A 12,202-nucleotide genomic window follows, 5' to 3' on the forward strand; every position below is an offset into this window, starting at 1 on the left:
GCTTGCCCTTGCAAAGAAGGTCTTTGCACGGACGGCCGCCTACGACGCCGCGATCTCGAACTATCTCTCCGGCCTCGACGGCGGTTTCCCGGAGACCTACTCCTTCCAGTTCAGGAACGGCCGGTCCCTCCGTTACGGCGAGAACCCGCACCAGAAGGCGGCCGTCTACGGCGACCACGGCATCGCCGGCCAGGTGCCCCTGCAGGGGAAGGAGATGTCGTACAACAACTACCTTGACGTCGATGCGGCCGTCTCCCTTCTCCGCGAGTTCGACGAACCGACGTCGGTGATCGTCAAGCACAACAACCCCTGCGGCGTCGCCATCGGGAAGAACGGACTCGAAGCCTACCTCGCCGCCCGCGAGGTCGACCCGGTCTCCGCCTACGGTTCGATCGTCGCCCTCAACACCCCGGTGGACACGGCGATCGCGGCAGAACTCTGCGGCACCTTCGTCGAGGTCATCGTCGCCCCGTCGTACTCGCCCGAGGCCGTCGAGATGATGAAGAAGAAGCCGAACATGCGTGTCCTTGTCCTGCCGGAGAAGACGGCGGCCGACGAGGTCAGGAGCATCGACGGCGGCATCCTCGTCCAGCGGACTCCCGCACCGAAGGAGGAGTGGAAGGTCGTCTCAGAGCGCGAACCGACCGAGCAGGAGATTGCGGCGATGCGCTTTGCGATGAAGATCTGCAAGCACACGAAGAGCAACGCGATCATCTATGCCAACGACCATGTCGCCCTCGGCATCGGCGCCGGGCAGATGAACCGCGTCGACTCCGCGAAGATCGCCGTCGAGAAGGCGCGGTCTTCCCTGAAGGGCTCTGTCGTGGCGTCCGACGCCTTCCTGCCCTTCGCCGATACCATGGAGGTCGCGGCGGCGGCCGGCGCGACGGCCCTCGTGCAGCCGGGCGGATCGATCCGTGACCAGGAGGTCATCGAAGCGGCAAACAAGCTCAATGTCGCGATGGTCTTCACGGGCGTGCGCTATTTCAGGCACTGAATCATTCCCTTCTTTTTTTCTGCCTGACGACTTCGGCAACCTTGTCATCGACGGCAGCACCAACACCGACCTTGTCAGGAAGGCGCTCTCCTCCGAACCTGCCGGCTATCAGGTGCGGGCATCGAAGAGTTTCTGCACGAAGTGCGGGTCGGAAGTCGGTGCCGGCGACACCTTCTGCCACTGGTGAGGCACCAGAATCAGATAATCGTCCGGTCCTGAGAGGGGGGACGATCTCTCTCCTGTCAATTTTTTTACAGTGGACGCATGACCCGGGGACGAAGCATCCGTCAGGCAGGGCGATGTCGCCGCGCAGGCGATGTCATCCAGTTACAGAACACGTCAGGCAGGGACGTGAAGACGGCGCCTGCCAGAAATGCGGCACCACAATAGAGATAGACGCATTTTATCTCGCGCGAACAGTGGCACGAAGGTCGGGCAAGAGCATCTCCTCATCCTCAACGCGTTCCCACGTTTTTTGCTGTCGCCACAGAGACAACACGTCATTCAGGTCCATTCACCCCCGGCCATAGTAATCGTGTCCGAAAATGGAATGCGCACGATTGAACGGATCGCCAGGAAAAGACGCATCTGAAAGGGCATTGATCCCGGAACATCACCCCCAAGAAGAGGGCACCATTATGCAGCAGGGAAAAGTTTTCCTTTTTGAAGCGGCAGGCCTATCTACCATATCCCATTTACGGAATCAATAAATACAAACACCTTAGAGTGACGTATGCACACTCCCAAGGTGATTTGTTATGGATTACGGTTCTATGCTTGGAAACTCCTTCGAATATGCGAAGGAAGCGGTCTGGGGAAAATGGATGAAGTGGATCTTCCTCCTCATAGCCACCTTCATCTTCCCCCTGATCATGGGTTATATCATGGAGATCTACCGGGGCAAGAGCCCGGCACCCGAATTCGAAGACTGGGTCAAACTCTTCATCGACGGGATCAAACTCTTCATCGTCGAGATCATCTACGGCATCCCCGTGTTTATTGTCTCGATTATCTTCGGCGGGTCTATCTCCCTCCTTGCATTCGGTGGATCTGACGCCGCAGCCGGGATCGGAGCGATGCTCCTCGGGATAATCATCATGATCGTGGTTGCCTTCATCATCGGCCTGATCGCCGCCTTCGGCGCCATCAGGTTTGCACGGACAGACAACTTCGGCGAGGCCTTCAACATCTCGGCGATCCTGGCGCACATCGGTGCGGTCGGCTGGGTCAGCTACATCATCGCCCTGATCGTCCTATGGGTGGTGACCTTCGTGGTTCTTGGCATCCTGATGCTGATCCCGATCATCGGCTGGATCATTGCCTTCCTCATCAGCCCGGTGCTCGCGATCTTCACGGCCCGGTACATGACATACATCTACGACAGTGCGGCGGCCCCCGCCTGAAACTCCCTTTCTCCCCCTTTTTTCTTTTCCGGTTCCTTTCTAAGGTGAAACTATCATGTCTGCTACTCCCAAATCAGGTTCTGGAGAAATCCCCCTGACCCCGTCCCTGTGGCACCCGCATGTCAGAGCATGAGGGTGTGGCCCCTCGGGAGACGGGCCGGGTCAGATACGCCCATATCTGCCTCCGATTGGGGGATCCCACATCCTATTCGGGGCCATATCGGGGAGATCCGGAGATCCGGGCATACCGGGGGCCGTGGGCAAAACAGGATGAAATCCGGCAGGACTCAACGCCCTCAGACCGTCGATATGATTGCAGGTAATGTCTCCCCTTCCCGGCCTCCCCTGGTGCCGGGGAGGGGGAGGGAGCGGGGCTGGAAAATGTCCCGATCGGGCTCTGGAGATCATAAAAGCCAAAATATAAATATCGTCGTCGTGCCATACTGGCTCATGGCAAGCACCATGAGTGATTGTTTTATTGGCCGCTAAATGCCGCTTTTTTGATACCACCCTACGGGACGGCGAACAGACGCCGGGCGTCTCGCTGAATCCCGCGCAGAAACTTTCGATCGCAACCATGCTCGCAGAGATCGGTGTCGACACCGTCGAGGCCGGTTCAGCCGCCGCATCTGAGGGGGAGAGGGAGGCAATCCGGCTGATCGCGGATGCCGGACTCTCCGCCGAGGTCGCGACCTTTGTCAGGGCCCTGCAGCTGGACATCGACTATGCCGCAGAGTGCGGCGTCGACTGCGTCCACCTCGTCGTGCCGGCAAGCGACCTCCATATCAGGGCGAAGATGCGAAAGACCCGTGAGCAGGTCTGCACGATGGCATGGGACGCCGTGGAATACGCAAAGGAGCGGGGCCTTGTCGTCGAACTCTCCGGGGAGGACGCCTCCCGCGCCGATCCGGCCTTCCTCGCCCACCTCTTCAGGGGCGGGGTGGACCGCGGCGCCGACCGCCTCTGCTTCTGCGACACCGTCGGCCTCATGACGCCCGAGAGGATCGCGGAGGCGGTCCCCGGCCTCCTCTTCGCGCCCCTCTCCATCCACTGCCACGACGACCTCGGCTTCGCCCTCGCAAACACCTTCGCCGCCCTGAAGGCCGGGGCGTCGGCCGCGCATGTCACCGTGAACGGCCTTGGCGAACGCGCCGGGAACACCCCTCTCGAAGAACTCGTGATGGCCATGGAGGTGCTGTACGGCACGAAGACCGGGATCAGGACAGAAGGGCTCTACCACCTCGCGACCGAGGTCTCGAAGATGACAGGCGTGCCCCTGCCCGTGAACAAGGCGATCGTCGGCGAGATGGCCTTCACCCACGAGAGCGGCATCCACGCCCACGGTGTGCTCCGCGAGGCAAGCACCTACGAGCCGATCGGCCCCGAACGCGTCGGCAGGACACGGCGGATCCTCCTCGGCAAACACTCCGGGTCGGCCTCGGTCAGGGCCGCCCTCCAGGAACTCGGTTACGTATGCGACGAGATGCAGCTCGCGGAGATCGTCGCCAGAGTTAAAAGCCTCGGCGACGAAGGTCGAAGGATCACCGATGCGGACCTGATGGCCATCGCCGACTCGGTGCTCAACCTCGTGCGCGAGCCGGTGATCCGGCTCAAGCAGGTGACGGTCGTCTCCGGGAGCAATGTCGTCCCCACCGCATCGGTCACTGTCACCGTCAACGGGGAGGAGGTGACCTGCGCCGCTACCGGCAACGGCCCGGTGGACGCCGCGATCGAGGCCCTGCGCCGTTCGATCACCGGCCTCGGCGAGATCAGGCTCGAAGACTACCGGGTGGACGCGATCAGCGGGGGGACGGACGCCCTCGTCGATGTCACCGTCTGCCTGAGCAGGGACGGGCGCATGCTCACCTCCCGGGGGGCGCGGACAGACATCATCATGGGAAGTGTCGAGGCGATGGTCTCCGGGATGAACAGACTTCTCGAGGAGCAAAGATGAAGACAGGAGCAAAACTGCTGGTTGAAAGCTTGCAGCGCGAGGGGGCCGGGACGATCTTCGGCTACCCCGGCGGGTCAGTCCTGCCGATCTACGACGAACTCTATGACGCACCGATCAGGCACATCCTGGTACGCCACGAGCAGGCGGCGGCCCACGCGGCCGACGGCTATGCCCGGGCATCGGGGCGGGTAGGGGTATGTCTTGCCACCTCGGGGCCGGGCGCCTGCAACCTTGTCACCGGCATCGCCACCGCCTACATGGACTCGGTGCCCCTTGTCGCCATCACCGGCCAGGTCCCGACCTTCATGCTCGGGAACGACGCCTTCCAGGAGTCTGACATCACCGGGATCACGATGCCCGTCACCAAGCACAGTTACCTCGTCAAGAGGGCGGCCGATATCGGCCAGGTCGTGAAGGACGCCTTCTATATTGCGGGCACGGGACGGCAGGGCCCTGTCCTCGTCGACATCCCGAAGGACGTGATGACCGCCCAGATCGACATTGAGCCGCCGATCGGCCGGGCACGACTGCGAGGCTACCAGCCGACCTACGAGGGCCACGCCCTCCAGATCGAGAAGGCGGTCACCCTCATCGGCGAGGCCGAGAGGCCCCTCCTCTACGTGGGCGGGGGCGTGATCGCCTCAGGTGCATCGGAAGAGGTGAGGAGACTTGCCGAACTGATGCTCATCCCTGTCGCGACGACCCTGATGGGCCTCGGCGCCGTCCCCTGCGACCACCCCCTCAACCTCGGCATGATCGGGATGCACGGCACGGAGGCGGCGAACTACGCGGTCACCGAGTGCGACCTGCTCATCGCCGTCGGCGTCCGCTTCGACGACCGGGTGACGGGGAAGATCGACGCCTTCGCCCCCAATGCCCGCATCATCCACATCGACATCGACCCGGCAGAGATCGGAAAGAACAAGCCGGTGGACGTCCCGATCGTCGGGGACGCCGGGAAGGTGCTCCAGAGCATCATCAGGCGGCTGATCAAGAAGGAGGGGCGGGAGATGTGGCTCGCCCGCACCCGCCACTGGAAGGAGGCGCAGACGGTCAGGGACGGGGAGGACGGCCTCTCGCCGGCCCATATCATCAGGGAGATGAGCGACCTCCTCGGGGACCGCGGCATCGTCGTCACGGAGGTGGGGCAGAACCAGATGTGGGCGGCCCAGCACTACTGCTTCAGGCGACCTCGGACCTGGATCTCCTCGGGAGGGCTCGGGACGATGGGCTACGGCTTTCCGGCGGCGATCGGGGCGCACTTCGCCAGGCCCGACGAGACGGTCGTCGACGTCGCAGGCGACGGGAGTTTCCAGATGAACATCCAGGAACTCGGCACCGTCGCCCAGTATAAGGTACCGGTGAAGGTGGTCATCCTGAACAACATGTACCTCGGCATGGTCAGGCAGTGGCAGGAACTCTTCTATGACCGCCGGTATTCGTACACCGAACTCCCGGCCGTGGACTTCGTCGGCATCGCCCGCGCCTACGGCGTCGACGGCATCAGGGTCGAGGAGAAGGAGGAGGTCAGGCCGGCACTTGAGGCGGCCTTTACCACAGACGGCCCCTTCGTGCTCGACTTCAGGATCGAGAGGGAGGCGAACGTCTTCCCGATGGTCCCGGCCGGGGCGGCGATCAACGAGATGATCGGGAGGAGGCAGAGATGAAACTCCACACCCTCCACGTCCTTGTCGAGAACAAGGCGGGCGTCCTCGCCCGGATCGCCGGATTGTTCTCCAGGCGGGGCTTCAACATCGAGAGCCTGGCCGTCGGGACCTGCGAGGAGGCGGGGATGAGCAGGATGACCATCGTCGTCCTGGGGGACGACGCCCAGATCGAGCAGGTCAAGAAACAGTTGAACAAACTCATCGACGTGATCAAGGTCTCGGACATCACCGAGCAGAGCACGGTCTCCCGCGAACTCGCCCTGATCAAGGTGGCGGCCGAACCCGGCGAGACCAGGGCCGGGGTGATGCAGATCGCAAATATCTTCCGGGCTCAGATCATCGACGTCGGCGCGAAGACGGTCATCCTTGAGGTCACCGGCGACTCGGAGAAGATCGACGCCCTCGAAACGCTCCTCAGGCAGTACGGGATCAAGGAGTTTGTGCGGACCGGGAAGATCGCCCTCCTCCGCGGGCAGAAGGGGATCAAGAGCACGAAGTAGGGGTTCTGGAGGGAGAGGACTCTCCTTCCCCGGGATCTTTTTTCTTTTTTCAGGGACTGATCCAGAGGTGGGATGACCGGATAAATTCGAGAAAATTTTTGCAGAACATGTGTTCTGGAGTACCTGTGCTTGGGGACTACGCCCCCAGACCCCCGCTCAAGATAGGGGCTGGGAAGATAGAAAAGGATAATCCGAAGGGAGGAATGTCGGTTCTGCCCTTATCCTGCACCGGGGGACCAGGGGCGGGGACAATAGCGACCTTGAGAAAATCTTCGATTTTCGAGCGGTAGTCCCCCGGCACAAGACAACGATCCAATGCCTTCCCCCCACGCACGTCTCGGGCATTTCAATAACCGGGAGTGAAGGTCTTCAACACGCCTCATCGCAACAACCCCCCCTTCCAACCCCCATACTACGTATCCCCCGGCACAACCCGACCTCCCCGCGGATCTCCCCTCTCTCCCTCCTCCTGCGTGTACCCCCCCATCCCACGCGAATAAGGTCTGATTTCCCGTATCACGGACAGCACCCCCGCCCTGCACCGATTGTGTTATATGTTAGCATGCCACACGCTAGCACAGCATATGATCGGACTTCCTTTTGAGACTCTGGCACTCGTCGGAACAGCATTCATCTCAGTCACCGCCCTCCTCCTGGTCTGGGCCTTCCTCTTCAAAGAGGTCGAGGCATGATAGAGCCAATCACCGCGGGCATCATCGGGCTCTACTTCGTCGTCCTCCTGGCCATCGGAGCATGGGCCTCGAAGAAGATCCACAACACCGAGGACTACATCGTCGCCGGCAGGTCGCTCGGCTTCTGGGTCTTCACCATCCTGATGATCTCCTCGATCTGCTCGGGCATGACCCTCCTCGGCGTCAGCGGCCTCGGCTTCACGACAGGGTGGCCGTCGATCTGGGAGCAACTCTTCGTCCCCTTTGCGGCGTCCTTCTGTATCATCGTCTTCGGGGTCAAGCTCCACAGGATCGGAAAGCAGAACAACTACCTGACGGTCGAGGACTACTTCGCCCAACGTTTCGAGAGCCCGCAGGCGATGCGGGGCCTCTCGGCCCTTGCCGGCATTATCGTCTCCCTCATCTACCTTGTCGGCCAGTACACCGCCATCTCGATCGTCCTGGTCTGGCTCTTCGGCCTGCCCCACTGGGAGGCGCTGATCATCTCCGGCATCATCATAACGGCCTACACCGTCGTCGGCGGGCTGTACGCCGTCTCCTGGACAACGGTCATCCAGGGCGGCCTCCTGATCGTCGGCGTGATCGCCATCGCTCCGGTCCTGATCATGAAGGCCGGCGGGATGACGCACATCAATGAGGTGATGGCCGGCGTCGACCCGAACCTGGTCCAGCCGTACCTCACCGAGGGCATGGCCTTCACCCCCTGGTTCCTCTTCTCCTTCGGGCTGATGCTCGTCGTGGGCCTCGCCTGCGCCCCGCACGTGATCAACAACGTCCTGGCCGCGAAGGAGGAGAGTTACTTCAAGTGGTCGCCCCTGATCGCCTTCGCCGTCTACGCGGTGGTCATGCTCCTCGTCAAGTTCGCCGGCTTTGCCGGACGCGTCCTCGTCGAGGAGGGGCAGATCGCCCTCCCGGCCGTCCCGAACGCCCAGGACTACATCTTCATCTCAGGGCTCGAATATGCCATGCCCAACATCTGGGTCTGGTCGTTCTTCGCGGTGATCGTGCTCGCGGCCGTGATGTCGACGACCGATCGCCTTATGCTCACTGTGGGCACGATGTTTGCCTGGGACATCTGGAAGAACCTCTTCAGGCCTCAGGCCAGCGATAGGGAAACCCTCCTCGTCTCCCGGATTGCGGTCGTGGTGGCGGCCGGCGGGACGCTCCTCCTCGCAGTCAACCCCCCTGAAATGCTCGCCTGGCTGATCTGGTCGGGGATCGGGATCATGCTCTCCACCTTCGCGGTGCCCCTCCTCGCCGGTCTGTACTGGCGGGGCGCGACACGTGAAGGCGCCCTCGCCTCGATGACGACAGGGCTTGTCTCGGGCGGGGTGCTCGGCTACTGGTACTACGTTGTCGACAAACTCCCTGTCCACTTCAGCCTCTATGCCGTCGTCATCTCGGCGGTCGCCATGATCGTCGTCAGCCTCATGACCCGGAAGACCGATGCAAAGGTGCTGGACACCACCCTCACCGGCGGCTTCATCCAGCCCCGGTGAACCTCTTTTTTCGGCTCTGGAGAATCGAATCCCACCCACCACCCCCGCCACCGCACAATCAAGATAGGAGTTGGGACCGGGTGCCCGGGGACGACCATCTCAGGAGGTATCCTGTGCAGGAGTTGCAGGGGGCGGCAGCCCCTGTCTCAGAAGGGGTCCTTCCTCTCACAGAAGATCGTACGTCCCGGTTGTCCCTGCTCAGGATAGGGCCCCCCGGGGAACACAGAGGAGGACCAGATCCTCCATGCAATTGTCCGCTTCAATCCTGTTCTCGGGGAACGAGCGCTAGCGAGTTCGAGAACACAGAGAATCACAGATTCCCTGAGAAGGAAAAATGCACGGCATTTTTCCGTGCACAGAAAATGCGGCATTGTACAAACCTCTTTTTTCAGACATGTGCCCAGCTGCCGGGCATGGTGAAACAGTTCGCTCTGATCTTCGATATGAACAATCATATATCACCCGACCGCGAATCTCTATGGCGTGAAAACGGCGATACTGGGCGGCGGGCTGACCGGGGTGACTCTGGCCAGACTGCTCCGGGAGAGAGGCGAAGATGTGGTCGTTCTCGAAGCAGAGCCTGAATACGGAGGGCTCTGCCGGTCGAAGACCATCGACGGCTTCACCTTTGACACAGGCGGATCGCACATCATCTTCTCCCGGGACGCCGGGGTCCTCGCATTTATGAAAGAGGTGCTCGGCCAGAACCGCACAGAGAGGCACCGGAACACCAAGATCTTCTACAAGGGAAAATACGTGAAATACCCCTTCGAGAACGGTCTTGCAGACCTCCCGAAGGACGACCTCTTCCTCTGCATCAACGAGTTCGTAAAAACTCTCATCAAAGCGGAGAAGGGGGAACTCTCCGCCCCGCGGAACTTCAGGGAGTGGATCGTCCACACCTTCGGCGAGGGTATCGCCGACTGCTACATGGTCCCGTACAACCGGAAGATCTGGAAGTTCCCGCCCGAGGAGATGTCCACCCACTGGGTGGACGGGCGGATCCCCCGGCCGCCGGTGGAGGACGTGATCAAGGCGGCGGTCGGGATCGAGACCGAGGGCTACACCCACCAGGCCGTCTTCTCGTACCCCGAAGAGGGCGGCATCGAGGCGCTGGTCAGGGCCATCGCCGCGCCCATCAGTGACGCGATCAGGACGGGTTTTGTAGTCAGGTCGGTGAGACAGGAGGACGGGGCCTTCGTGATCAGCGACGGCACAGAGGAGGTCAGGGCGGACAGGTGCGTCTCCACCATCCCCCTCCAGGCCCTCCTCCCCTGTCTTGAGGGCGTGCCCGAGACGGTGGCCGAGGCCTGCCTGGCCCTCAAATACAACTCTGTCGCCTGCATCTGCATCGGCCTGAAGGGCGGGATCCCCCCGTACTCCTGGGTCTATGTCCCGCAGGAGGAGATCGGCCTCTTCAACCGTATCTCCTTCCCATCAGGGTACAGCGACGGGAACGCCCCAGACGGGTGCGGCTCGGTCCTCGCCGAGGTCACCTACAGGGACGGCGACGAGGCCGCCCTGATGGACGACGAGGCCCTCATCGACCACACTATCGAGGGCCTGATGAAGATGGGCGTCGTCGCGTCACGCGACCAGGTGGTCTCCGCCTCGGTCGAGCGCCAGAAATATGCGTACGTCATCTACGACCTCGCCTACCAGGAGAATGTCAGGACTGTCAGGGACTACTGCCGGGGCCGGGGCATCGACCTTGTCGGCCGGTTTGCAGAGTTCGAGTACATCAATATGGACGCCTGCATCCGCCATGTCATCGATTTCGTGAAGGAATAATCCATGAAAGTCAACTTTTTCGTCGAGGACATGCTCTTTTTCAAGTACATCGGGTGCGCCACCCTGGCAAAGACCCTGTACGGCGCCCTCGCAAACGAAGTCGGCGGCCCGGAGATGGCCTGGAATGCCCGCGGCCGCGACTTCGACCTCGTCCACTACCACACCTTCGGCCCCCTCGCCCTGACGAACAAGAAATACAGCCACGGCGTCAAGGTGCTCACCGCCCACTCGACCCCCCGCCTCAACACCGGCAACCTCGCCTTTTCGGAGACAGTGAACCATTTCTACCCTGAAATTTACGGGGGATTCGACCACATCATCACCATCTCGCACCTCTGCGAGGAGGAGGTCCACGAGATCGCCCCGGACGTCCCGACCACCCTCATCCCGAACGGCGTGGACAGGGAGAGGTTCAGACCCGACCCGGCAAAGAGAGCGGCATTCAGGGCGAAGTACGGCATCGGCGAGGACGAGAGGGTGGTGCTCTCGGTCGCCCAGCAGACGCCGCGGAAGGGCATCTACGACTTCCTCGCCCTCTCGCACGACCACCCCGACCTTCACTTCGTCTGGGTCGGCGGGTACCCGTACGGGAGGTTCTCCAAGGACCACGGCCGGATCGAGGAGGAGAAGGAGAGGTGCGGGAAGAACGTCACCTTCACCGGTTTTGTCGACGACATCGCCGCCGCCTACTGCGGGGCCGACATCTTCTTCATGCCCTCCTATGCCGAGACCTTCGGCCTCGTCGTGCTGGAGGCCCTTGCAAGCGGCCTGCCGACCGTCATCAGGCGTATCCCGGAGTTCGTCGAGATCTTCGGGGATGCCGCCCTCCTCTTCGGGGACAACGAGGAGGCGGGGGCGCACTTCGGCGACGAGGCGGCGCTCGGGAGGCATGCCTCCCTCGCACGACCCTTCTCGGAAAAATTCGACATCAATGAGGTCGCAGACCTCCACATGAACCTCTACAGGGAGTTGATTGGTCAATGATCTCGGTTATCGTTCCGACCTACAATGAGGAGGCGAACATCGCCTCCTGTCTCGAGTCCCTCTGCAACCAGACTCTGCCGCGCGAAAGGTACGAGATCATCGTCGTGGACGGGAACTCGAAGGACAAAACGCGGGAGATCGCAGAGAGGTACGCCGACCTAGTCTTCGTGCAGACGAGCAAGAAGGTCGGCGGCGCACGAAACGACGGTGCGAAGGCTGCAAAGGGCGATATCGTCGCCACGACCGACGCGGACTGCATCATCCCGCCCGACTGGCTGGAGAGGATCGAGAAGGACTTTGCCACACGCCCGAACGTGGTGCAGGTCTTCGGCCTCGTGTACCCGAAGGAGAAGGGGATCAAGAACGCGATCTCCCTCGCTCTCGCGAATTTCTTCTCCCGCGTCGGCGCATTGACCCACACCCTCTACTACACTCTCGGGTGCAACACCGCCTTCAGGCGCGAGGTCTTCATGCAGGTCGGGATGTATCGGTGCATCGACGCCGGTGACGACCTGGAGATCGCCCGCCGCACCCGGCAGGTCGGCAGCGTGCTCCTCGACCCGAAACTCCGCGTCGCCTTCGACATGCGCCGGTACGAGCAGTTCGGGATGATCAAGTCGCTCTGGGAGTGGATCGCCATCGTTGTGCGGGGCGGCGACAGCGAGACGTACAGTTACTCGAAGCGCGAGTACAAGTAATCCCGCAATCTCTTTTT

General features: G+C 61.8%; 10 protein-coding genes. All 10 read left to right on the plus strand.

Features of this window, described 5'->3' with window-relative positions; translation table 11 throughout:
- Positions 1-997: bifunctional phosphoribosylaminoimidazolecarboxamide formyltransferase/IMP cyclohydrolase (purH, locus tag PHP59_RS08440; protein ID WP_300165982.1), on the plus strand; the 997-nt coding region annotated here is incomplete at its 5' end.
- A complete protein-coding gene (locus PHP59_RS08445) occupies positions 954-1,184 on the plus strand; it encodes a hypothetical protein (protein WP_300165984.1) in 231 nt (76 codons plus the stop codon). The genes purH and PHP59_RS08445, both read left to right, overlap by 44 nt.
- 571 nt (positions 1,185-1,755) lie before the next feature.
- Positions 1,756-2,400, plus strand: a complete 645-nt coding sequence (locus PHP59_RS08450) for a DUF4013 domain-containing protein (RefSeq protein ID WP_300165986.1) — start codon at positions 1,756-1,758, stop codon at positions 2,398-2,400.
- Positions 2,401-2,866: 466 nt separating this feature from the next.
- Complete coding sequence (locus PHP59_RS08455; RefSeq protein ID WP_300165988.1) at positions 2,867-4,354, plus strand: 2-isopropylmalate synthase; 1,488 nt, start codon at positions 2,867-2,869, stop codon at positions 4,352-4,354.
- Entirely contained in the window at positions 4,351-6,021 is a 1,671-nt protein-coding gene (ilvB, locus tag PHP59_RS08460) for a biosynthetic-type acetolactate synthase large subunit (protein WP_300165990.1), read from the plus strand. The genes PHP59_RS08455 and ilvB overlap by 4 nt, the downstream gene beginning before the upstream one ends.
- Entirely contained in the window at positions 6,018-6,521 is a 504-nt protein-coding gene (gene ilvN / locus PHP59_RS08465; protein WP_300165992.1) for an acetolactate synthase small subunit, read from the plus strand. Before ilvB ends, ilvN begins: the two co-directional genes overlap by 4 nt.
- Before the next feature lie 688 nt (positions 6,522-7,209).
- On the plus strand, positions 7,210-8,712 hold the full coding sequence (locus PHP59_RS08470; RefSeq protein ID WP_300165994.1) for a sodium:solute symporter: 1,503 nt from the start codon (positions 7,210-7,212) through the stop codon (positions 8,710-8,712).
- Between the two features lie 483 nt (positions 8,713-9,195).
- Complete coding sequence (locus PHP59_RS08475) at positions 9,196-10,503, plus strand: FAD-dependent oxidoreductase (RefSeq protein ID WP_300165996.1); 1,308 nt, start codon at positions 9,196-9,198, stop codon at positions 10,501-10,503.
- Between the two features lie 3 nt (positions 10,504-10,506).
- Positions 10,507-11,487 (plus strand): glycosyltransferase family 4 protein, encoded by a 981-nt coding sequence (locus PHP59_RS08480; protein WP_300165998.1) that lies wholly within the window; start codon positions 10,507-10,509, stop codon positions 11,485-11,487.
- Entirely contained in the window at positions 11,484-12,185 is a 702-nt protein-coding gene (locus tag PHP59_RS08485; RefSeq protein ID WP_300165999.1) for a glycosyltransferase, read from the plus strand. The genes PHP59_RS08480 and PHP59_RS08485 overlap by 4 nt, the downstream gene beginning before the upstream one ends.
- The last annotated feature ends 17 nt before the right edge of the window (positions 12,186-12,202 follow it).

The organism is Methanofollis sp., assembly GCF_028702905.1.
Classification (GTDB): domain Archaea; phylum Halobacteriota; class Methanomicrobia; order Methanomicrobiales; family Methanofollaceae; genus Methanofollis.